The sequence below is a fragment of the Streptococcus suis genome (assembly GCF_002964575.1).
Lineage (GTDB): Bacteria > Bacillota > Bacilli > Lactobacillales > Streptococcaceae > Streptococcus > Streptococcus suis_R.
The window spans coordinates 32,169-56,474 of the sequence record NZ_POQQ01000047.1 but is presented as its reverse complement, the minus strand read 5'-3'; the positions used below and the strand labels follow the sequence as shown (position 1 = coordinate 56,474).

Below are 24,306 nucleotides of genomic sequence, written 5' to 3'. Positions count from 1 at the left end.
ATCATTACCCCCCCCCCATTTTTATTTTTGCACATTGCTAAAACGTGCGAAAAAATCAATAAACTTTATTTTACACAGTTTTCTTAAAATTAACAAAAAAATGATTTATGAAAACGATTTTCTTAAAAAATAGTTATTTCAACCTAGAAAATTCTCTAGCTCCTTGAAACATATAGCGGATATTATCAAATAAGGAAATTTCAGGTAACATTTGCTTTCGCTTACGAATAGCAAATTGGATAAACAATATCCAATACCAATAGTTTGTCATCCGCTTATATATAGCGCCGCGTTTGCGACAGTTTTCAGGAGTGTGTGACCTGTCCCAGTGAGATTCTCTTTCTCGTAAGGAAGCTATCTTTATGGGATAGCTATAAAGCTTTAATCCCTTTCTCAGTGCGTCAAACAAGAGAATATTCTCTTCACCCGAACCATATTTTGCTCCTATGCCAAATCGTTCATCAAATTTAAGTCCTACTCTCTCTAAGCTGGACTTTTTAAAACTGATTTGAACGGATGAGGTGCGCATGGCATTAAGATAGTGCATTCTACCTTTTGGAATACTACTTCTTGCGATAGCATGATTTTCAAGATCAACATAAAAAACAATTACGTCTGCTTCTGAAAATTCCTTGTAGGCATTCTCAACAATTTCCTTATAATTGTCAACAAAAATCATATCATCATCAGCAATCTGACAAATATCCTCACTCTGAGCATAAGATATAGCTTCATTACGACTAGCACTCAAACCAAGTCGCTCACTATGGACAATGGTTGCTTGACCGTTCTGCTCGATGATTGTCCCTGCTCTACCTGTACTTGATTGGTTGATCACGATGGCATCTACTGCTTTCAAATTCATTTCTTCAATCAGTTTAGGGACATTTTTTGTATTTAATGTTGCGACGAGTACAACCATCATTTCTCCTTATAATCTTCTTTTTATGGCATTTATGGCATAGCTACAAAATGGAGGGATGGTTTGCCACAAAGACAGACCTTCTACATTTCTAAATAAATTCCAGGTACGTTTTACGGCGGCAAACTTATTAGCTGACAAAGATGCCGATGTTCTTCTATATATCGAGAGCGGCTCATCGATACTATAGGCGTAGTCTGTCACCTTCAGGATTTTCCACCAGGTAGCAGTATCTTGTCCTCTACGAACATCGGGCATTTCAATATCTTTCTTAGTAAGTTGATTGAGATCTAGCATGACCGTAGATGTAAAAATCGTATGATTGCCAAGCGCTTGTTGATAAGAAATTTTGCTTGGTACATGGAGAGGTGCCTTTAGGGCTATCCCGCTCTCATCAGCAAATTGGTAAGAAGTAAAAGTGAAGGCATAGCCATTGTTCAAGGCAAAGGCCACCTGCTTTTCCAGTTTCGTCGGAGTCCAAAGATCATCGGCATCTAAGAAACAAATAAATCGACCTGTCGAAGCCGCAACACCCCTATTTCGTGCAATAGCAACGCCGGTATTGACATCGTTCTCAAGCAAGGAAATGCGCTTATCTGTCACCATCATTTTTCTAATGATAGATACCGATGCGTCCGTTGAAACATCATCTACAAGGATGATTTCAAAATGCTGATAAGTCTGTTTAAGGACAGACTGAATGGTTTCTTCAATAAACTGCGAGGCATTATAAACTGGAATAATGACACTAACCATTGGAGTGTCATGTACTTGGTTCATCATATATTATGTATCCTTTATCAATAATTAACTTTCAAATTCATATTTCAATCTAGTCTTTTAAAACATTCACGCACGTCCTGAAAAATCAATCAAACCAATTGACGAGATTTGAAAAAAAGTCTATCCTGTTGTAATATTATGTATAGAAACTTAGAAGGATATTTTCATGAAACCACTTATCTCAGTCATTATTCCGAACTTTAATCGCCAACATTTAATCCAAAGAGCTATTGAAAGCGTCAATCAACAACATTATTCACATGTAGAAATCATCGTTGTTGACGATCAATCAACTGACCAATCTGTTTCGATCATTCAAGACTTACAAAAGCAACAGGACAATCTTTCACTCTTTGTTGTAAAAGAAAATAGTGGCGCCAATGCTTGTCGAAGTTTAGGGGTAGAACAGGCTAAAGGAGAATACCTCGCCTTCCTTGATTCTGATGATTATTTTCTACCAACAAAACTTGAAAAACAAGTTCGTATTTTACAAGACCGACCGGAAGTTGGTTTTGTTGTGACTGGTTTCGGCGCAAAAGCGGTCCACACCCTTCCAGAAGGAATTATTCCACTAAAAGAAACAATTAAGCAAAATAACCTAGGTGGCTTCTCTACCCTAATGGTAAGGAAGGAGCTATTTCAACAGGTCGGTGGATTAGATAGTAATCTACTTAGTTGTCAAGACTGGGACTTGTTCCTAAAACTCCTCCAAGTCAGTCAGGGCTACAAACTGGCAGAAGATTTGGTTGCCTATGAGGTGCAAGAAGACAGTATTTCCAAAAACTCTACCAAGGTCATTCAGGGTTACCAAATTGTATCCCAAAAAGCACGCGCCATCAACCAAACATTACAGGCGCTTCCAGAAAAGGACTTGCTGGCCTATCAGGAGTATTATCTTGCTATGCGCTACTTCAAACTAGGCCAGATAAAAGAAACTCGTCAACAGTTATGGCAATCGCTTCAAATCAAACCTAGATTTGTCCCATTTCTGTATTGGGCCAGCTCCCTCTTTGGCTATTCTGCACTAAAAAAACTATTACAAGTGAAACAAAGTTTTATTTCCAAATAAGACTAATCAAAGATTAGTCTCAGAATTATTTTATCAAAATCCGTTCCCTTTATCAAAAAAACGTAATTACAATATTTGTCCTTTGTTAGAAAGTTGCAAGCTCTATGAATACAAAATCACTAAAACTCAATGGACTAATTTCCTTACTCAATAAATGTATCTCCATCATTTGCAGTCTTATATTACCAAGATTATTTATCACTGCCTATGGTTCAGAAATTAACGGATTGATGTCAAGTATTTCCCAATACCTCAACTTAATCAGTCTCCTCGATCTTGGAATGGCTACTGTTATTCAAGCGAGTTTATATAAACCAATTTTAGATGGGGACTTTAACCAATTATCAACCATTTACTATAAATCTAAAGTTTTTTTCAACCGGATTGGTCTGGCCTTGTTGGTCTATATTGGTTGCTTGTGCTTAATCCTACCTCAAACCTTAACTGGCGATGTTTCTAGTATTCAAATTATAGGGTTAACTTTGATACTATCCCTCTCCCACCTTCTGCAATTCTTTGTAGGCATTACCAGTCAAATCATTTTAGGTTCCGACCAACGAGCTTATATCAAGGAAATATTGCAAGGAACGGCAAATATCATTAACTTAGCCCTTTCTATTTTCTTAATTAACAGTGGGCAAAGTATTTACCTAGTAAAATTCATTTCTTCTCTTGTGTTCATACTTCCACCCATCTGCATTAGTTTCTATGTCCACAAGCACTACAAAATTTCCAAGAAGAATATTGATAAAGACTACAAAATCCAACAACAGTGGTATGGTATTGGTCAACATATTGCCTATACCATCCAAGAAAGTACAGATGTGGTCATCCTCTCACTCTTCGCCAGTCTTTCTCAGGTCTCTGTCTATGCTGTCTATAATACGGTTTTCCAGGGGATAAAGACTTTCTTAAACGCAGCAACCAGCGGTCTGCGACCATTCTTGGGACGAGCACTCCATCTAGGAGATAAAACAGTTTTACATGAACAGTTTAAGAAAATTGAATGGACCATCCACACCGCTGCCACAATTTTGTTAAGCACTACCTTCCAATTGATTACGCCATTTGTCATCCTATATACCCAACGCATAACGGATGCGAATTATAACCAGCCCTTGTTTGGTTATCTGATGACCTTGGCTATCTTTATCTACGCCCTGCGCTTGCCTTATCGTACACTGGTTTTTTCAGCAGGAAGTTTTAAGGAAACACAAGTTGGAACCTATTCTGAAGCCTTTCTTAATCTAGCCATCTCTATTGGCCTAGTCTTTCATTGGCAGCTCATTGGGGTAGCTATCGGAACAAGTATATCACTATTATTTAGCCTATTTTACTATATTTGGTACTGTTATCGTCATATTCTACAGGCACAGTTACACCATCTGAAATGGCAACTATTGGTTGATATGCTAACTGTATCGACATCCTGTCTGATTTTCCTTCCATTGACAAGATGGATTACTAATTTTATGAGCTGGGGACTGTTTGGTCTATGTAGTGTCATCCTTACTAGCGGAATTTCCTATCTCCTCAATCGCTTCATACTTCAAAAAAATATTCTCTCAATGATCAAGTAATCAAAAACTCTATTGCTCCGTAGCTACCAATAGCTTAGGACAATAGAGTTTTTCTGATTAGTCAATATCAGACATTTTTCTTTCTTGTTTTGCTTGACTATAGATAGCACAAACAAGGGCCATCATAATGATAAAACTATCTCCTTCATACATACTTCCGGTTAAAAAATATTTTAAGAAGAAGGCTGAAATAGCAAAGATAATTACTTTTCTATTGGTATTATTAGAGTACAGAAACGTTTTTCCTATGAAATAAACCAATGAAACCAGTATCATGGTCCCTATAAACCAACCAAATGATAGATAGGTTTCTAATATAAAATTATGAACGTAAATATTATCCGGCATGAGGGTACGGTCGAAAAACAAACCATTGATTTCACCACCCATCTGTTTTAAATAGTTGATGGCTATGTCAATCATCTCATTCCTACCTGTACTCACTCCGATGCTTCCTTGTTCCAAACGATTTAAAATATAAGAATTTTCAATGTTGAGTGCAGGTAATGATTTTCTAGCTATAGAAAAAATCCCAATGAAAAGCCCCAGCCATAGAACGATTTGCGATAATTTCTTCAAGGATAGGTTGCTGATGAACTTGTTTTCAAACGCCAGAAAGATGAAATAGACCACTGCTCCGATAACCAACCAGATCAATGGGCCGCGAGCACCATATATAACTCCCTCTAGCAACATAACTAGGGCAACTCCCGCCTTAAGCAGTGTCGGTCGGCGAATGAAACTAAAGGTAAATAGCATCCAAATTGGTAACAGCTGATAAGAAAAGGTCATATAATTGGTCTGATTTTGAAAGAAATACTTGGCAATAAATGAGCTGACTATGATAACATAATTCGTGTATTCAATCAATTTACTAGAGAATAGCTGACGAAAATCACTTATTCTAGTTAAAATAAGCACTGAATAGGGTAGGTAATAGACGTAAATCATCATCATGACTGTACTAGTATACACCGACTTAACTGATTGAGGACTGGTCAAATACAAAATAAAATATAAAATATATATGCAATACAGTGCCACTAATCTTTTCAGTGAAAAACCAAATTTAACAAGTACGATAATTGCAAAGAGATAAACTAAACCGTAACCCAAATAGATACTTCTACCTGCTAACAAGTCAAAGTTTATGCTTTGAAAAAAAAGGTTCAAAATCATACTGATAGGATAAATAGCCATCGAAAAATAGAAAAAATATATTCCCCATTTATTAAATAGTGTGTTGTCCATACAAACCTACCGTCCCTGACATTCTTGATTGATATCTAAAAAACTTTTTCATTTCATCGCTATCCTTTCTGGAAAAAACTACAATACTACGCACTTGCTTTTCGGCTAAAAATTTCTAACACAGTATTATACCATCTCGTTTAAAAAAATGAAAATATTGGAAACAGTCCATTAAAAAATAAAACTATTTTTCGCGATATGGTATAATGAGAAAAAAGAGAGGAGGAAAGTTTTGCCAAAAGTATCTATTATTATTCCAGTTTATAATACTGAACAATACATTGGTCAATGTATTGAATCCATTCTAAAACAAACCTTAAGCGATATCGAATTGATTTTGATTGATGACTGCTCTACCGATCAATCATTGGCAATACTAAAAAACTATGCTGATAAAGACCAACGTATTACCCTTGTTGAGTCAGCTGTAAATACTGGTGTTGGTGAAGCAAGGAATAAAGGAATCGATCTAGCCACAGGAGAATATATAGCATTTGTGGACTCGGACGACTTTGTCAAGGAGGATATGTTTGAAAAACTCTATACACAAGCAATCAAGGCCCAGGCAGACCTTGTTTTATGCGACACTGGCACCTTCTCCTCTGACGGTAGGGAAAAATCTGTTTGGTATAAGGCAATTTATGGTAAAGCAGAACTCAAGGATATCTTCCACAATACCCAACCAACTGCAAGGATAGTTTCTAGGGAATTGATTGATAGAATTCAATTCCGATTTTTAGAAGGAATGGGCGAAGGTATTTACTTCGAGCTGATGGTCCATGCACGCCATATCACTACTGTTCCAGAAAAACTGTATATCTATCGATCTAGAGAAGGCTCTCTTAGCACCACCCCAAATCCTCAAAACAATTGGAAATCCATGGAAAACAATCGCATTATGGGCGAAAGAAATCCTTCCTATAAAGATTATTTTACATTTAAAATGATTGAAGATTTGCTACAAATGATAGCTAATGCAGTAAAAGCAAACGATAAGCTAGCCTATCAAACTGCCAAGAAAGAACTTCGTAATCTACATTATACAAAAAATTCCTATCTGGAAACCCTTTATAAGAAGGAATTACCTCTTCATCGCTATTTGATTAAGGTCTATGTATTACCAACAAGCTATGCCATTGGGCGCTTTCTAACCTCTATTTTAAGTAAATAATTTGTCAAAAGAGCTGAGTTTCACACTCAACTCTTTTTATGTGTAATAAACTGTTATTCAACATCATTGGACTGATTAGAAAAATCAGTTCCGCTACCATAAATATAGTAGTAGGATTCTTTCTGTTCCTTAGGTACATCATTCATCACATAGCCTAGCAATTTTGCTTCAACATTCTTTAAATTTCTTAAACTCTTTTCTAGCTCAGTCTTTAATACATAGCCTTGACGCACAACTAAAATCATTCCATCTACTTTTCTAGAAATAATCTGGGCATCTGTCACACTAGTGACAGGTGGCAAATCGTAGATGATAAAATCAAAATCATTAGCGAATGATATCATCAAGTTAGTCATATTTTCTGATTGCAACAGCTCTGATGGGTTCGGTGGAATGGGACCAGAGGGTAAAACATATAAATCCAAATCTTCAAGATAGTGTAAAAACTTGGTATAGTTTTCATCATGATCAATGACTAAATCAGTCAAACCACGCATATTGGATACATTAAAAGTTCGATGAACAGTAGGTTTCCGCAAATCTGCATCTACTATCAAGACTCTTTTGCCAGTTGCAGCAAGGCTATGTGCTAAATTGGCAGATACAGTTGATTTCCCTTCGCCAGGTATGGAGGAGGTCACTCCGATAGATTTAATTTTACCGTTCAACTGTGCATACTCTAAGTTGGTCCGAAGAACCCTAATCTGCTCTGCATTCAAACTAGTTGGCTGAGTTGCTGAATAAAGCGGAGACCCTTGCAATTGTTGCTTATTTAATTCTTTTTGTTTCTTTTTTCTTCCAAAAAACATTCGAAGACTCACTTTCTAGTATTACAAATTAGATTGATATTTTGCGTTACTAATCTCTTTTGAAGTCATATCGTATAATTCAGTCAAGAGTGTCAGATTATTATCTTGTAACAAGGCATCATTTTTTACTGTTCGATCGAAAAGATTTCTAGAAAGAATAAATCCAAATGAAAGGAATACACCTGCTAACACACCTGAAATGATATTTTTAACGATATTCGGCGATACCTTATTTCCATTGTAAGAGGCAGGTGAGAGAACCACTACCTTACCGAATCCCTCGCTATAAATATCCTGCAAGGTTTGACTAAATACTGTTGTGATTTCTTCAAGAACAGCTTGCGCTTCCTTTGCATCATCCATCCTGAGTTTAACAACAAATGCCTGAGAATCCTCTGTTTGAACAAAACTTAAACGTGACTTTATTTCATTAACAGAATACTTTCCGTCAAAGGTTTCTGAAACCTTACCAAGAACGGGCACCCCAAAAAGAATGTCACGATAGGTAGGAATCATCTCCAAATTCGTTCGGATAGAGTTTGCAGCCTGAACGTAGGTATTGCCACTCCCCGGATCAATCGGATCCTGCGCAACTAAGAGTTGAGCACTGGAATCATACTGCGGTTTCACTGCAAAATTTGCATACAAGCCCATAAGAAGACCACCAAATAGGGCACAAATGACAATCATAAGTGCATTCTTTTTAAATAGCTTAATCAAATCAAAAACATTCAGAATGTCTTCTGATTTCTTATTCATACATCTTTTACCTTTCTAAGTGTAGAAAAAATATTTTAAGTCATTCCATTATAACAAATTTATTTCTAATTAGTGGTCAAGAGCTCTCTAATATCAAAAAATTTTACTCATTAGTCTAATACCATGCGGTCAACTTTCAAAAAAATTCCTACCCAGTTCTAACTGAATAGGAGAAAATTTTATTCCACTTCAACAATCCATCCTGCTGGTGCTTCAATATCACCAAACTGGATGCCTGTTAATTCTTCATAGAGTTTACGGGTCACTGGACCTACTTCTGTTTCGCTATGGAAAACATGGAGTTTGTCTGCGATTTGGACACCACCAATTGGCGAAATCACTGCTGCCGTTCCGCAGGCTCCTGCTTCGACAAACTGGTCTAATTCTTCGACAAGGACTTCTCGCTCCACTGCCTTCATCCCCAGACGATGCTCTGCTAGATACAAGAGAGAATACTTGGTTATAGAGGGCAAGATTGACGGTGAAATCGGTGTGACAAACTCGTTATTGGTGGTAATCCCAAAAAAGTTTGCTGAGCCGACTTCTTCAATCTTGGTGTGGGTAGCTGGGTCCAGGTAAATCACGTCTGAGAAGCCCTGCTTTTTGGCATATTGGCCCGGTAAGAGCGACGCTGCATAGTTACCGCCAACCTTGGCTGCCCCAGTTCCGTTAGGTGCTGCACGGTCGTACTTGTCTTGGATGAGGAAGTTGGTCGGAGCTAATCCGCCTTTGAAGTAGTTGCCAACTGGCATGGCAAAAACAGTGAAAATGTACTCTTCCGCAGGTTTCACACCGATGATGTCGCCAACGCCGATTAGGAGAGGGCGAAGATAGAGGGTGCCACCAGTTCCATAGGGAGGGACGTAGTCTGCGTTGGCTCTCACTACTTCTTTACAAGCCTTGATGAAGAGCTCCGTCGGAACAGGCTCCATGAGCAAGCGGTCAGCTGTGCGTTGCAGGCGCTCAGCGTTTTGGTCTGGACGAAAGAGCTGAAGCTTTCCATCCTTGGTGCGATAGGCCTTGAGGCCTTCAAAGGCCTGTTGTCCGTAGTGGAGGGCTGGTGAGCTTTCTGAAATGTGAAGTTCTGCATCTTCGGTCAATTGCCCTTCTGACCACTGACCGTTTTTGAAATGAGCGATGAAGCGGTAAGGTAGTTTCATATAGGCAAAACCAAGGTTTTCCCAGTCGATGTTTACTGACATATAGTTTCTCCAAAGGTATTTTTTATTATTTTACTACTTTTGAAAGTGATTTACAAGAAAAATTCAGAATATTTTGCAACATTAGAAAAAACCCGCCGGAGCGGGTTCATTTCAATAAGATTAGTACCAACCAATCAGCCGGTGAAGCCATTCCTCAAAGGTAGGAAAGACTTTCATGGTAAGGACTATCAGTACTAGGATAGTGAACAAAATAAGGAATCTCTTTTTCATTCTAAATACCTAATCAATCCAAGCCCTAAACACTTCCTCATCAGAAATGGTGTCTGAAATAAAACTGCCGTTGCTAGTGCGTTAGTATTAAATCTTGGTTTATAGATTATTATTGCTCAGTATCATCCAATCCATAGGTAATTAGATTAAAATGACTGTCATACAAATAGAGAATCATTCCTTCAGGAAGGACATCTAAATTGACAAATCGACCGACTATATCTGCATTATTTGTACCATTCTCCAATTCTTCCGATGTGAATTCAGTATCAATCACAAGACCTATTTGATTAAAGATACTGTTTTCTTCGTCCTGTTTTCCGACATATCCCTCTGAAAAAAGTTTTCTAAAAATGTTTACCAGCTCTTCTCTGTCTTTTTCATCAATTTTATAAGTCAAATAACCTGATTCTTTATCTAGTTCAAGAGTCACTAACTCATGTATTCTAGATACATATTGGTATGCTGTGTTATCAAAGGAATCCAAGTCAAGTGTTACAAAGGGCCATATATTTAGATCCTCTTTCCTTATTGTCTCATTATCTACCGAGATAATCTTATAGGGTTCTTTCACCAAATTAGTCTGGATCCACTCATTATTGAAAACTTCAGCTCCAATACGCCATAAAGGATGTGAAATCACATCATCAAACACAAATTTGCGGGCATTTTCGAAGGCTACTCCATCGTGAGCATATGGGTCTGGTAAATCAATGGTACTTTCCGGCGTCCAAGAAGCCTCTCCAACATCAAAAATAGGATTTTTAGCTAATTCTTCGCCAATGACAACCTCATAGCTGGTCATCGAAGTTCCTTGTAGTAATCCTGCCGGAATATGTTCATATATTTGTAAAGAAGGTTTAGCATGGAAAAACGATTCAAAAGCGTCAATATAGATTCCTTCCTCGGAAACTGAACGCTCTTTTCCAGCTAAAAACTCCAACATACTCTCTGGAGATGCACAAGCAGACAAACTAGGGAGCATACAACAAAAGATAATTATTATCAGGTATTTACGGATTTTTTTCATTCTATTCTTCTCCTCATATATTCCATATCAGTATAACAAAAAAGACTGTCTAAAGACAATCTTTCACCTTATTTATTTTATCCAAGCAGCCAACACTTCCTCATCAGAAATGGTGTCTGAAATAAAACTGCCGTTGCTAGTGCGTTCGGACAGGTTGAGCTGAGTTACATCAACATCATAGAGTTTACCAGTTTTGGACTGGACATGAAGAACTTGGCTAGTCGTTTCATCTTCATTTGCCGTGCTAAAGAGGTCAAAATCACCCTGATCCGTCAAGACTGGACCCGCCGCAAAGACACGGTGAGGCTTAGCCTTGAGCTCTCGCAGAACCTGCAAACCACGCTTGGCACGACTGGTCACAGGGATTTCCTCCGTCGCCATCCGCTTCAAACTACCACGCTGAGTCAGGAGATAGACGGAGCTGGTGTTGCTGATAAAGGCCGCAGCCACCACATCCCCATCCTTGAGGTTGACCGCCTTGACACCGGCCGCCTTGGCACCGATGATTGGCACTTCTTCGATGTTAAATCGCAGAGCGTAGCCCTTTTCTGTCATGAGCATGATGTCATCCAAGACTACAGGCGATATGGTAATAACCAAATCCTCTGCATCTTTAAGTTTGGCATACTTGGTTGACTTAGACTTATAAGTCCGCCATGGCGTGAACTCCTTCCGCACCACACGCTTGATTTGACCGTATTTGGTCACCGCGAAATAAGTTCCCTCTTCAAAATTCTCTACCAATTCAGCGAAGATAATCTCTTCATTGGTGTCAAAGTTCATGAGAGTCTGGCTCAGGTGTTCACCAATATCCTTCCAACGAATATCTGTCAACTCATGGACAGGTCGGTAGATGACATTTCCAAGATTGGTAAAGAGCAATAGGTGCTGGGTTGTCTTGGCATTCTGCAAGAAAATCAGCTGGTCATCGTCCCGCTTGCCCATTTCTTCCAACGTTGAGGCATTGAAAGAACGCGGACTTGTCCGTTTGATGTAACCTGCCTTGGTCACGCTGACAAAAGTTTCTTCTTCGACAATCAAGCTGGCGGTGTCAATCTCAATCGTTTCTGCCTGATCCTGCAATTCACTCAAACGAGGATTGCCAAATTGCTTCTTGACCTCACGCAGTTCCTTCTTCATGAGATTGAACATGGTCCGCTCATCGCCGATAATAGCTGCCAAGGTTTGAATCTGCTCACGTAGAGCTGCTTCTTCATTCTCCAAGGTCACAATATCGGTGTTTGTCAAGCGGTAAAGTTGCAAGGTTACGATAGCCTCAGCCTGTTCCTCACTGAAATCATAGCTAATTTTCAAGTTTTCCTTGGCGTCAGCCTTGTTCTCAGAAGCACGGATAAGGGCAATAACCTCGTCCAAAATAGAAATAACACGAATCAAACCTTCTACGATATGGAGACGTTTTTCTGCCTTTTCCTTGTCAAACTTAGACCGGGCAATGATAATCTCACGGCGGTGGGCGATGTAGCTGGACAGAATCTTCTGCAAGCCGACCTGACGCGGTGTGAAGTTGTCAATAGCCACCATGTTGAAGTTGTAATTGATTTGCAGGTCGGTATATTTGTAAAGGTAGTTGAGAATGGTCTGCTCATCGCTGTCTTTTTTCAGCTCAATGGCAATCCGCAGACCTGTCCGGTCTGACTCATCACGCACCTCGGCAATACCAGGCACCTTGTTGTTGACACGGACATCGTCAATCTTTTTTACCAGAACAGCCTTGTTGACCTCGTAAGGAATCTCAGTAATGACAATCTGTTTCTTACCAGCCTTGAGCTGCTCGATTTCACAACGGCTACGAACAACGACACGGCCTTTACCAGTTTCATAGGCTTTCTTGATTTCATCAGCCCCTTGGATAATGGCACCTGTTGGGAAGTCTGGTCCAGGCAAGAACTCCATCAACTTTTCTAATTTAGCTGTCGGATGATCAATCATGTAGACAACGGCATCGATGACCTCCGCCAGATTATGTGGCGGGATGTCAGTCGCATACCCAGCTGAAATTCCTGTCGCTCCATTGACCAAGAGATTAGGGAAGGCAGCTGGTAGCACAGTGGGTTCTTTTTCCGTATCGTCAAAGTTCCAGGCAAATGGCACAGTCTTTTTCTCGATGTCAGCTAGCAGATAGCCAGCCACCTCAGACAAACGAGCCTCGGTATAACGCATGGCAGCCGGTGGATCACCGTCCATTGAACCATTATTTCCGTGCATCTCGACCAAAATCTCACGATTTTTCCAGTCCTGAGACATACGAACCATGGCATCATAAATAGAGTAATCACCGTGTGGGTGGAAATTCCCCATGATATTCCCGACTGACTTGGCAGACTTGCGGTAGCCCTTGTCAAAGGTATTGCCGTCCTTATTCATAGAGTAGAGGATACGGCGCTGAACAGGTTTCAGACCATCCCGAATGTCCGGCAAGGCCCGTTCCTGAATAATGTATTTGGAGTAGCGACCAAAACGCTCTCCCATGATGTCCTCAAGGGACATGTTTTGAATGTTGCTCATAGTTTTCTTCTTTTATTTTCTTTTATGTAAAATAGCAGAGCTACTCTTCCATCTTCCTCTGACTTGCCTGCCAGATCCTATACTCATCTACATCAGACTTAACCAATTTGAGGCAGGCATTAAGGACAAAGGCATCATCCAGCAAACCTGGTCCGAATAGGAAATCAGGCAGAGCATCTAGTGGGCTGAAAAAGTAGATTAAGGCACCAATTGTAGCTAAAATAGCTCCTTTTGGTAAGGTCGTATATTCTCGCTTGACATAGCTTCTAACCATGGAAATCATCCCCGGAATGGCTGAAAACTTGTCCCCGCCAAATGGAAGTCGCGCCAATTTCTTCTCGATATCTTGTAGAAAATGTTCCAATTTCCCTTGATCAGACAACAAGGCTTCTGCCCGGTCTCTAGTCTTGGACGATTTCCAAGTTTCAAGCGCCTGGTCAAACTTTTCTTCTAATTCTTGTTTGTTTTTAAATTGCTTGCGCTTTCGAGCCCATTCAGTCAGCTGTTTTTGAAAACGGTCAGTTAATTTTACTCTTAGTGGCATAAAACACCTCACATAGTTTGTCTGTACTAGAGTTACAAATCCGCAGTGCGATAAAGATTGTATCCTTCATAGTAATAAGAATGGTCAATACCCTTGAAATAAGTGGCCTGACCAAGATCGTCAGTCAAAGAATGTAGCAATAAGTATTTGAGTTCTCCTGTTGATACATGACTTCTAATCATGGCATTGAAATACTCGTCTTTATCAATGTTATTCCAATCAATGACCTTGCCCAAACTAGCTCGAAACATACAATCCAACCAGATACGCATACTGCGTCCATTTCCTTCTCGGAATGGATGTACAATGTTCATATCCGCATATTTTTCAACAATTTCGTCAAAGGTTTCATGAGGTAGCTTGTCAATATAGGCCAAAGACTGCTCAAGAAAGATTCGTGGAGCGAATTGAAAATTATCCTTGGCAATGTTGACATCACGAATTTTCCCTGCAAAGTCGTAAATATCCTCAAATAAAGCCTGATGAATGTGTGCCAAACCTGCAAAAGTCCCAACTTCTATCTGGAATAACTGGCCAGTTTCGAACAGTTGAGCTGCTTTTTTCTTGCTAATTTGTTCTTCAAGACGGGCTAATTCAGCCACATTTTCAATCCCCAATTTATTTTCTAAAACCATATGGCCCCTCAACTTCCCTGAGATTATTTGGTAAAAGCTGTCGCTTCTTCCAAGGTAAACTTCACATTGTCCTCAATCCACTTGCGGCGTGGTTCGACCTTGTCGCCCATGAGGACGGATACACGGCGTTCAGCACGGGCCAGGTCTTCAATGGTGACACGGATAAGAGTACGGGTTTCAGGGTTCATAGTTGTTTCCCAGAGCTGATCGGCATTCATCTCACCTAGACCCTTGTAGCGTTGGAGGATAAAGCCCTTGCCAAAATCCTTACGGAGATCTTCTAATTCCCCGTCAGACCAAGCATAAGCAATCTTTTCTGTCTTGCCCTTGCCTTTTGACATCTTGTAGAGGGGTGGAAGGGCGATGTAAACTCGACCTGCTTCTACCAATGGTCGCATATAACGGTAGAAGAAAGTCAGCAAGAGGGTCTGAATGTGGGCACCGTCCGTATCCGCATCGGTCATGATAATAATCTTGTCATAGTTGACATCTTCCAGTGTAAAGTCTGAGCCAACACCTGCACCAATGGTGTAAATCATGGTGTTGATTTCTTCGTTTTTGAGAATGTCCGCCATTTTTGCCTTAGCAGTGTTGATCACCTTGCCTCGCAAGGGTAGAATGGCTTGGAATTTGCGGTCACGGCCCTGTTTGGCAGAGCCTCCGGCTGAATCTCCCTCGACCAGATAAAGTTCGTTTTTGGCTGGATTTTTAGACTGGGCTGGGGTTAATTTTCCTGATAGGAGGCCCTTGTCCTTCTTATTTTTCTTACCGTTTCGGGATTCGTCACGCGCCTTACGCGCAGCCTCGCGGGCGTCACGCGCCTTGATGGCTTTACGAACTAGATTTGAAGCTAATTCCCCATTTTCCAAAAGGAAGAAGGTTAGCTTGTCCGACACAATGCCGTCCACCACAGGACGAGCAAGTGGGCTTCCCAGCTTGTCCTTGGTCTGTCCTTCAAACTGCAAATGCTCTTCTGGTACAAGGATAGAAAGGACAGCAGACAAACCTTCACGGTAGTCAGAGCCTTCCAAGTTCTTGTCCTTTTCCTTGAGCAAGTTGGTCTTACGAGCATAGTCGTTCATGGCCTTGGTAATGGCTAGTTTAAGACCTGTTTCGTGGGTACCGCCGTCCTTGGTCCGAACGTTGTTGACAAAGGACAGGATGTTATCTGAATAACCATCGTTGTACTGCATGGCAACTTGGACCTGGAAACCTGCATCTTCTCCTTCAAAATAGAGGACTGGTGTCAGAGTTTCCTTGTCTTCGTTGAGGTAGGATACAAAGTCCTGAACGCCATTTTCGTAGTGGTACTCCTCCTGCTCACCCGTCCGCTCATCTGTCAGGGTCATGGTGACTTGCTTGAGCAAGAAGGCTGATTCTTTCAGGCGTTCGGCGATGGTGTTGAACTTGAAATCCGTCGTCGAGAAGATGGTATCATCAGGCATAAAGGTAACCTTTGTACCTGTTTTTGATTTTGGTGCAGTACCAATCTTCTCTAAGGTCGTGACTGGCTTTCCGCCCTGCTCAAACCGTTGCTTGTAAACAGCACCATCACGGGTAATTTCCACTTCCAACCAGCTGGACAGGGCATTGACCACCGAAGAACCAACCCCGTGGAGACCACCTGAAGTCTTGTAGCCACCTTGACCGAACTTACCACCTGCGTGGAGAACGGTGAAGATGACTTCGACGGTTGGCTTGCCTGTAGCGTGCATACCGACAGGCATCCCACGTCCACGGTCAGACACAGAGAGACTGCCGTCCTTGTTAATGGTCACGTCAATCCGATCACCGAAACCAGACAGGGCTTCATCGACAGCGTTGTCGACAATCTCCCAGACCATGTGGTGCAAGCCATTTCCGTCTGTTGAGCCGATGTACATACCAGGGCGTTTGCGAACGGCATCCAGCCCTTCCAGTACCTGAATGGCATCGTCATTATAGTTATTTATGTTAATCTCTTTCTTAGTCAAAACTGACCTCCATACTTGTCATCCTTACTATATTACAAGTTTTTCAGCATTTTTGCAAAATTTTTCTGCTAACTTTCGGCTGGAACAGCTAAGAAAACGCATTTGAGGAGAATTCAAAAGAAATTGTGCTATAATGGAAGCATGTTAGTCAATCTTATTTTACTATTTATTGCATATTTGTTGGGATCTATCCCGTCAGGACTTTGGATAGGTCAAACTTTTTTCAATATCAACATTCGTGAGCATGGTTCGGGAAATACTGGAACAACCAACACATTCCGTATTTTAGGTCCAAAGGCTGGTACGATTGTATTTGTCATTGATTTCCTTAAAGGAACCTTGGCAGCCTTGCTTCCCGTCATCTTTCATGCCCAAGGAATTTCTCCGATTGTCTTTGGATTGATGGCTGTCTTAGGACATACTTTCCCCATCTTTGCCCAGTTCAAGGGCGGTAAGGCTGTTGCCACATCTGCTGGTATGTTGTTGGGTGTTGCACCTGCTTTCTGCCTCTATCTCATTCTAATCTTTGCCAGCTCCCTCTACTTGACATCCATGGTATCCTTCTCTAGTGTTTTGGCAGCAGCCTTAGCCATCTTAGGAGCTCTGCTATTTCCAGCACTAAAATTTATCCTACCTAGCTACGACTGGCTCTTTACCATTATCATCATCTTTTTGGGGCTCTTTGTCATCGTTCGACACAAGGAAAATATCCAACGGATTTTGAAAAAAGAAGAAAATTTAGTTCCATTCGGCCTCAATCTAACCAAACAGAAAAAGCGAGTTTAACCACTCGCTTTTAATTTATGTTGACTTCGACCACTTCAATCCTCTCCCCACCAAGCAAAATCAAATGACAGTCTACACGCTCTATCTTGTAGGCTTTTTTCAATGCCTCGGCATAGAGTTGCATTTGAGCTTGGTAACGTTGGCTGAGTCGGCTTGGTTGGTCATATTTGTCTGTCTTGTAATCAAAAAGGACAATATGATCACCATAGAGTAGGTAGCCATCGATAATCCCGCGAAGGACAAAATCTTCCTGTGATTGTGGATCCCTTTGTAGGCTGGCAAAAGGTGCTTCTCGGTGGAGTTTGTCCGTATTGGCAAGAATTTCTCCTCCTAAATCTGTATCAAAAAAATCTAAAATCTTTTGAATATCAATCCTGTCCTTAACAGCCTGATCTGCATGAACAGCTTCTAGAGCTTCTCTTACCGTATCTTCTGTTACCAACCAAGACAAGTCCAAACGTTGCATGAGTTCATGGACTGCTGAACCGACTTGGGCTCCAGTAATTTTTGGTTTCTTGGAGAAATCTGGCAAGTTGAAGGTCCGTTTTGGCTGGTATTTTTCCATAACTTCCATGCCTTCTTGTTCCAAGACAGGCTCATAAAGTTTCTTGATCTGACTTGGAGTCCGTAAACTTGGCAATTCAATGGCAGCCTTATAGCCTTCGTTCAACTCTTGGACAGAGGACAACTGGTCCAAGGCCTGGGCGATGTCTTCTGATTGACGAATATCTTTAAGGCTGGCGTCTTCTAGCTTATTCTTCAATTTCAGTTTACCAATCTTCTCCTCTGTCAAATCCTCGTCCGTTACAAAGACTTTCTTGAAGCGCAAGTCTTCTCCTGAAAAGGCCTCATCAATGGCTAGAATCCAGTCTTGGAAGGTCGCCATGCTTTCACGAGTTGATTGGGCAAGTACGCCATCTTCTTTCTTACCATCATATTTTTCAGCTAACTTGTCAGCATTACCCTTTCCAACCAGATACAGCTTCTTCTCGGCACGCGTTAGTGCAACATAAAGCAACCGCATTTGTTCTGAAAGATTGGCAATTTTTAGCTCTTGGAGATTATTTTGATAAGGAAGGGTGTTCATTAAGACTCGCACCTGAGGTAATGGGCTATTTACCTTATCTTTCATATCCGCTAAATATTGGATACCTAGACCATTTTTCCGGCTGATGATGACTGACTGGTAATGGTCTTCCAAGTTGAATCGCTTATCGATGTTCATGAGGAAGACATACTTGAACTCCAAACCTTTTGACTTGTGGATGGTCATAAGTTGTACAGCATTTTGCGGCAAAAATTCTTGTACGTCTGCCAAGTCCTTGTCATTTGCTAAGGCACGGTCAATCATGGTGATGAAGCGGGACAAGCCCTTGTAGCCTGTTTTTTCAAACTGGTTGGCACGCAGACCTAGTGCATATAGATTGGCCTGACGCTTGCTGCCATTTGGAAGAGCACCGACATAGTCATAGTAGAATTTTTCATTGAAAATCTTCCAAATCAGGTCATAAATAGAATGCATTTTGGCAAAAGCACGCCAGTTTTCCAAAATAGATAAGAAATCCTTGATTTTCTTCTTCAAGTCTCCTGACATAAGTTCAGGATGTTGCCCATTTGTTTGCTGGGCTATTTCCATTTTCTGGTAAAAGAAACCTGTCCCAGCCTGCAAGGAAATCCGTGTCAGTTCATCCTCATCAAATCGGAACATAGGTGATTTAAGCAGGGCAACCAAGGCATAGTCATTGAGTGGATTATTGATAACCCGCAAGGTATCCAGCATAATCATGACTTCTAACGATTGCAGATAGGAGGCTGCTCCACCATCTGCCACAATTGGAATCCCATGTTTTTCAAAAATGGACATAATGAGGTCATTGTGCGTCCGCTTTTGTACCAAGAGAGTGATATCCTTGAAATCTGCACCTTCTTCATTGTGAAGACGAATAATCTCTTTTGCAACGACCTCAATTTCACCAGCAGTCAGGGGTGTTTCTTCCTCAGCATCCGTTGAAGAGTTTGCGCTCTCCTGCTGGTCGTAAATCAAGTATTCCATCTCATGCTTGGGCTGGGCAATTTTTTGACTAGGACTACCAGCAACTAAACTGTGGGTGTCGTCATACTTGATTTCTCCTACTTGACGGTCCATCAGGCGCGTGAAAATAGCATTTGTTGCCTCCAAGACCTCAATCTGACTACGGAAATTTTCCTTGAGCAAAATCAATTTCCCAGCCTGAGGATTTGCCTGATACAGTTCAAATTTCTCTTGGAAAATCATTGGATCCGCCTGACGGAATCGATAGATGGACTGCTTAATGTCGCCTACCATAAAGCGGTTGTGACCGTTAGACAGCAGGTCCAGCATTCGCTCTTGGCTATGGTTGTTATCCTGGTACTCGTCCACCATGACTTCGTGGTATTTTTCTTGGAAAAACTGGCGAATGTCCACATTTTCTTCTAAAATACGAATAGCGAAATGCCCAATATCGCCAAATTCAAAAGCTGCTTCCTTGATTTTGACATCCAGATAAGCCTGTGAAAAATCCAAGACAAAGTCACGTAATAATATCAGCAAGGGCACAGCTTGAACCTGATAATCTTTCAGCAGGGTCAATTCATAAACTTCCTGCCCCAAATCTCGTAGTCCTGAGATAAGCTGGCTCTTGCCAGCATTGTATTCTTCTTTAAAGGCTATCAAATGCTCATCTTTTGGTCGATTGGCATTGGTCAGGCCTTTTCCTCTGGACTGGTCGTTGATAAGAAGGACTTTTTCAACCCGTTCCATCAAGTCCTTCTGGTCCAGACTATTTAAACCTGTCAACAAATCCAAAACTTCTTCCACATTTGCAAAATACTTGGCGGAACCAAAGTCATTTCTGCCCCATTCCACATGGTAGCGGAAGAAATCTGCTGCTTGATAGAGCTTATCTAACACTTTTTCCTTAAAGCCTTGCTCTAAGATCTGCTCTATACGCTCTTGACTGTACAAATCAGCTTGAACAGCCTGCTCTTTCAGCCATTTAGTTGGACTGCTCGTCGATTGGCTAAAATCATGCACCTGATAAACAACCTGACGGAAACCACTATTATCCTTACGGTTGCCCGAAAAATTGCGAACCAGTTTGCGGAATGCACCATTTTCATCCTCTTCAAGACAATCTGCAAAGAGCTGGTCAAAAACCTCTTTTTTTAGACTTGCTTTTTCTGTCTCATCCTGTAAAATCCGAAACTGAGGAGAAATTCCAAGGCTATAACCATAGGTGGTCACCAATTTCTGCGTAAAGGAGTCCATGGTCCCAATATCCGCCTTAGTCAAATCTGCCAACTGGGCAGACAAATGCCGACGCAAGTCCATATCCGTCGTCTCCGCAATGGTTTCATTGAGATTTTTCTCAATCCGCTCCTTCAATTCACCAGCCGCCTTGACTGTAAAGGTCGAGATAAAGAGCTGGTCGATTCCCACACCACGCTTCAACTTATCCAAAATACGTTGAACCATAACGAAAGTCTTTCCTGACCCAGCCGATGCAGAGACCAGAACATTCTGACCGTGCGTGTAGATGGCTTCAATCTGCTCAGGTGTGCGTTTTTGTTGCTTATCAGAATGGGCTTCCGCCAGCTGCACAGCCTTGATTTCTTCCGCGCTTAAAAATTGTTCAAAAGCCATTAGTCCTGACCTCCTTTCATTCGTTTCATCCAATCTTGACGCTTAGCCTCTTTGACCAACCGCCGTGCCATGCCCATGTGCCGATCCGCCTCAAAACCAGTGATTGCCTTCAGCTGCTCACCTGCCACCGAACGCCCATCTTTGGTATAAGGGTTAATAGCAAAGCGACCAGCCAGAATGTCCATGGCAGCTTGTTTGTAGAGTTCTTGGTTGTGGTTCAATAAAACCGCAAACTCATCTTCCGTGTAGAGTTGGTTACGAGTCTGATAAAAATGATTGAGCCCCAGACTTTCCTCCTTCAAGAAAAGCCCCTTGTAAACCAAGCTAGTATTGGCAGCTCCTTCTAGCTGTTCTAAATTCTTCGTGTCTTTTAATTTGATAATCGGATCCTGCAAATGCAAATACATAGCCCCAAAAACAGGTTTATCCTTGGTTTCATCCAGCTCTTGTAAGGCTGCCAAGTAGGTCACCAACTGAGGTTTTAGACCATTGTAAAAATCACCAACTGAAAAAGATTGGTCGCTGGACTTGTAATCCACAACACCAACAGCCTGATTGATTTGTAAGGTATCCAAGCGGTCAATGGTACCATTTACATGCACACTCTTGCCATTTTGAAGGTCAAAAACTAGCGCCTTATCCTGACGGAAACTCTTTTCCTGACCATCAATTTCAACCAAATCATTATCCCGCAAAATAGTCGCACTGGAGCGAGCAATCTTATCCAGCACCTCCTCCGTATAGCGAGCATCTGCATCTTGGTTATAAAACATAGCAAATTCTGCCTCGTCACGTGTACGCAGGATGGCCTTGTCCACTTTTTGATCAAAATCCAACTCAGATTGATCCATGACCACTCGTTCAAAAATCCGATGCAAGAACAAACCATGCTGAAAGGCCGTCGGATGGATGGATTCCTGTTCCCGCAATCGCAGAACATTGCGTACAAAGTAAAGATATTGGTTGTTGTAGAAATTGGTCAAGCTGGATGCAGAAAGATGGAGCGGCTTATCCTCTGGATATAAAGCAGCCAAGGTATCAGCTGCAAGCTGTTTCGAAGTTATTTCGCCAGTAATGGTCGGAATTTCAATGCATTGCGATTCCAATTTCTTCTTCAAATGGCGAACCAAGACTGTCCAGAAGGCCGTCTGCCCTTCCCATTCTTCATGTTCAAGAGAGGGTCTTTCCGACTCAATCAAACGGGATAAGAGACTCTTGTAGTGACCGATGTCTTGCGGACTAAGTGTTTTCATCCTTCCACGTTCTTCGGATTTCAGTCCCATTTCCTTCAAAATCTTAATGTATGGTGACAGACTATCTTCACCCTCGTTATAAATCTGAGGACTTGAAATGACTAACTGTTCCGTCGCAGCATTCAGCAGAGACATCATGGCAGCATGGTTCTTCTTGATATTTTCACGGCTGACCAAATCGAAACGTGAAGAACTAGCTGAGACAAGATTGACTTTTTCCATCTCTTCTTCTGTCAATAGACTGGTATTCTTGGCAACTTTTGGAAAATTGGACTGGCCCATTCCGATAGCATAAACATACTTAGCAGTGTGCGGCTCGATCAAATCATAGGATTTGACATTGACCACATCAACTGTTGCAGGAACGGTACGATAGTGGCTGGCCTGCATTCCAGCCTGTAAAATAGCCAGAAAATCATCCATTTTCAACTTTTCTTTTCCGAAAATCTGATGAAAATTCTCTAGAATATGGGTAAAACTTTTCCAGACCTGCTCTTCTTTTTCTTGCTCTACTTCGCTCAAATTTCGAGACATTTTTTCCATATTTTTAGGAAGCTCAATTGCCTCCAAAAAGACCATAAATTTCTCAAGCAAGGCAGTTCCAGATTGTGGTACAGCCTTAAACAGCTGGTTCAAAGGTTCCATAATCTTAACACGTAGGGGTTCCAAGACAGCCAAATCATAGACAAGCCTTTTCTCCTTAATGACTTCAGCATCATAGTCCGCTCTGCCATTGACCGAAAAAGTCCTCGAAAAAGCAGCCTGCCCCTTCATATCCGCAAAGAGGATGTAAGACTCAAATAGGTCCAGCTCCTTTTGGGAAATGCTGGCGTACAAACCAGATTTGAGGAGATTGAGCAGGTCTTCCGCTCGGAAACGATAGCGACGCAAACGCTCCAAGGACTCCACAAAGTGGACTAGGGGATGATGGCTCATCTCCTCTGCCTTACCAAAATAGTAGGGAATATCATATTTGTCAAAAATCTTGCCAATCTGCAACTTGTAGCTATCCACATCCCCCAAGAGCAACAAGATGTCTTTATAGCGAGCCCCTTGATGCACATGCTGACGAATCGCAGTCGCAACCTGCTCCACTTCTTCTTTTTGGTTGACGACTTCCCATAGCTGGATTTTTTCTTGGTCTGCTGGAGTCAAGTCAAGCATGGTCTCGCTGTAGTCATAATAGGCTTCCATATTCTTTGAAAATTTACCGATACTGTCCAATACCGGTTCTTGACCAATATATGAAATCTTTGTCTGGAATTGGGCTGATAACTGTCGCAAAAAGTCAACATTAGCTTGATAAACATTTCCTTCAATATAGGTCGCATTTACAGCTTTCTTGCTGGCATATACACCAATCAGGATTTCCGACACCCGTTCATTTAAAGCACTTACTAAAGCTTCTTCTTCTGCCGAAAAACGAGAAAATCCGTCTACCACCAGCACAATGTTCTTCAACTGCTCATCCAACTGACCAGTTTCCACCAAGCTAGTCAGCTGGGCTAACTTAGACTGATGCTCAAAGCCTTCTCTGGACAAAATTTCAGTCACAGATAGGAAAATCTTTACCAAATCAGCCTGCTTATCTGGTGACTCCATGGCTTCCAAGTCCAAAATAGACATATTTGCCCGTTGCAATTCTTTGTATAAAGCAACTAGCTGGTTAATGAAACCAAAATCTGTCTGTAAACGACCATAGACTTTCAAGTCGCCATCTTCAAATTGCGATAGAACACGAAAGAAAATCATGGCCAGACCAACATCATCCAACGGTTGACCAGCTTCTTTCCTATCAATCATCAAATAGCGGGCCAATTGCCCAAAACGGGTCACTATAATATCAAAAGTTGCCTGTTCAGGCAGGTATTCCAAGACCTTGCGTTCCATCTCAAAGGACAGGGAGTTTGGAGCAATATAAAAAACACGTTTTCCCTGCTTGGCAAATGTTGCTGCCTGTTCTGTCAAATACTGTGTCAGTGGATTACGTATTTCTGTAAAGAATAATTTCATATCAACATTTCACACTTTCCATGGGTATACTATGTATAGTATATCAAAATTTGGTAAATATCTGACCAAAAAATAGAATCTGCCAGTCATGAAATACACCAGCAG

Annotated in this window: 17 protein-coding genes; 4 read left to right on the top strand and 13 right to left on the bottom strand. The window is 41.3% G+C overall.

Annotation, left to right across the window (positions count from 1 at the left end):
- Window positions 1-133 precede the first annotated feature (133 nt).
- Both C1E58_RS06290 and C1E58_RS06285 read right to left on the bottom strand, forming a co-directional pair.
- Window positions 134-925 (bottom strand): glycosyltransferase family 2 protein, encoded by a 792-nt coding sequence (locus C1E58_RS06290; protein ID WP_105209758.1) that lies wholly within the window; start codon window positions 923-925, stop codon window positions 134-136.
- A gap of 6 nt (window positions 926-931) precedes the next feature.
- The gene (locus tag C1E58_RS06285) at window positions 932-1,705 is read right to left on the bottom strand and encodes a glycosyltransferase family 2 protein (RefSeq protein WP_202862934.1); all 774 of its coding nucleotides are present in this window, start codon (window positions 1,703-1,705) and stop codon (window positions 932-934) included.
- 166 nt (window positions 1,706-1,871) lie between these two features.
- Here C1E58_RS06285 and C1E58_RS06280 point away from each other — a divergent pair, with 166 nt between their 5' ends.
- Together C1E58_RS06280 and C1E58_RS06275 are read left to right on the top strand one after the other, a co-directional pair.
- Complete coding sequence (locus C1E58_RS06280) at window positions 1,872-2,774, top strand: glycosyltransferase family 2 protein (protein WP_105209757.1); 903 nt, start codon at window positions 1,872-1,874, stop codon at window positions 2,772-2,774.
- A gap of 104 nt (window positions 2,775-2,878) precedes the next feature.
- Window positions 2,879-4,354 (top strand): lipopolysaccharide biosynthesis protein, encoded by a 1,476-nt coding sequence (locus C1E58_RS06275; RefSeq protein ID WP_153055826.1) that lies wholly within the window; start codon window positions 2,879-2,881, stop codon window positions 4,352-4,354.
- Window positions 4,355-4,411: 57 nt separating this feature from the next.
- Here C1E58_RS06275 and C1E58_RS06270 read toward each other — a convergent pair whose 3' ends face one another.
- Window positions 4,412-5,605 carry a DUF5963 family protein gene (locus tag C1E58_RS06270; RefSeq protein ID WP_153055825.1) on the bottom strand — a complete coding sequence of 398 codons (1,194 nt, stop codon included), beginning with the start codon at window positions 5,603-5,605 and terminating at the stop codon, window positions 4,412-4,414.
- Between the two features lie 232 nt (window positions 5,606-5,837).
- Here C1E58_RS06270 and C1E58_RS06265 point away from each other — a divergent pair, with 232 nt between their 5' ends.
- Window positions 5,838-6,776: a glycosyltransferase family 2 protein gene (locus C1E58_RS06265; protein ID WP_161951285.1), complete on the top strand. Its 939-nt coding sequence runs from the start codon at window positions 5,838-5,840 to the stop codon at window positions 6,774-6,776.
- 53 nt (window positions 6,777-6,829) lie between these two features.
- Here the strand turns inward: C1E58_RS06265 and C1E58_RS06260 are convergent, their stop codons facing one another.
- From C1E58_RS06260 to parE, 8 genes are all read right to left on the bottom strand, one after another.
- On the bottom strand, window positions 6,830-7,585 hold the full coding sequence (locus tag C1E58_RS06260; protein ID WP_105209753.1) for a CpsD/CapB family tyrosine-protein kinase: 756 nt from the start codon (window positions 7,583-7,585) through the stop codon (window positions 6,830-6,832).
- A 21-nt stretch (window positions 7,586-7,606) separates the two neighbouring features.
- A complete protein-coding gene (locus C1E58_RS06255; protein WP_105209752.1) occupies window positions 7,607-8,344 on the bottom strand; it encodes a YveK family protein in 738 nt (245 codons plus the stop codon).
- Window positions 8,345-8,523: 179 nt separating this feature from the next.
- Entirely contained in the window at window positions 8,524-9,546 is a 1,023-nt protein-coding gene (locus C1E58_RS06250) for a branched-chain amino acid aminotransferase (RefSeq protein ID WP_105209751.1), read from the bottom strand.
- A gap of 340 nt (window positions 9,547-9,886) precedes the next feature.
- On the bottom strand, window positions 9,887-10,807 hold the full coding sequence (locus C1E58_RS06245) for a hypothetical protein (RefSeq protein ID WP_105209750.1): 921 nt from the start codon (window positions 10,805-10,807) through the stop codon (window positions 9,887-9,889).
- A gap of 72 nt (window positions 10,808-10,879) precedes the next feature.
- Window positions 10,880-13,333 carry a DNA topoisomerase IV subunit A gene (gene parC / locus C1E58_RS06240; RefSeq protein ID WP_105209749.1) on the bottom strand — a complete coding sequence of 818 codons (2,454 nt, stop codon included), beginning with the start codon at window positions 13,331-13,333 and terminating at the stop codon, window positions 10,880-10,882.
- 40 nt (window positions 13,334-13,373) lie between these two features.
- On the bottom strand, window positions 13,374-13,877 hold the full coding sequence (locus C1E58_RS06235; protein ID WP_105209748.1) for a YkvA family protein: 504 nt from the start codon (window positions 13,875-13,877) through the stop codon (window positions 13,374-13,376).
- Between the two features lie 32 nt (window positions 13,878-13,909).
- A complete protein-coding gene (gene fic / locus C1E58_RS06230) occupies window positions 13,910-14,512 on the bottom strand; it encodes a protein adenylyltransferase Fic (protein WP_105209747.1) in 603 nt (200 codons plus the stop codon).
- A gap of 23 nt (window positions 14,513-14,535) precedes the next feature.
- Window positions 14,536-16,485: a DNA topoisomerase IV subunit B gene (gene parE / locus C1E58_RS06225; protein ID WP_024377843.1), complete on the bottom strand. Its 1,950-nt coding sequence runs from the start codon at window positions 16,483-16,485 to the stop codon at window positions 14,536-14,538.
- A gap of 141 nt (window positions 16,486-16,626) precedes the next feature.
- Here parE and plsY point away from each other — a divergent pair, with 141 nt between their 5' ends.
- Complete coding sequence (gene plsY / locus C1E58_RS06220) at window positions 16,627-17,271, top strand: glycerol-3-phosphate 1-O-acyltransferase PlsY (RefSeq protein WP_105209746.1); 645 nt, start codon at window positions 16,627-16,629, stop codon at window positions 17,269-17,271.
- Window positions 17,272-17,281: 10 nt separating this feature from the next.
- Here plsY and addA read toward each other — a convergent pair whose 3' ends face one another.
- Complete coding sequence (gene addA / locus C1E58_RS06215; protein ID WP_161951284.1) at window positions 17,282-20,935, bottom strand: helicase-exonuclease AddAB subunit AddA; 3,654 nt, start codon at window positions 20,933-20,935, stop codon at window positions 17,282-17,284.
- Window positions 20,935-24,201: an ATP-dependent nuclease subunit B gene (rexB, locus tag C1E58_RS06210; RefSeq protein ID WP_105209744.1), complete on the bottom strand. Its 3,267-nt coding sequence runs from the start codon at window positions 24,199-24,201 to the stop codon at window positions 20,935-20,937. The genes addA and rexB overlap by 1 nt, the downstream gene beginning before the upstream one ends.
- Window positions 24,202-24,306: the final 105 nt, after the last annotated feature.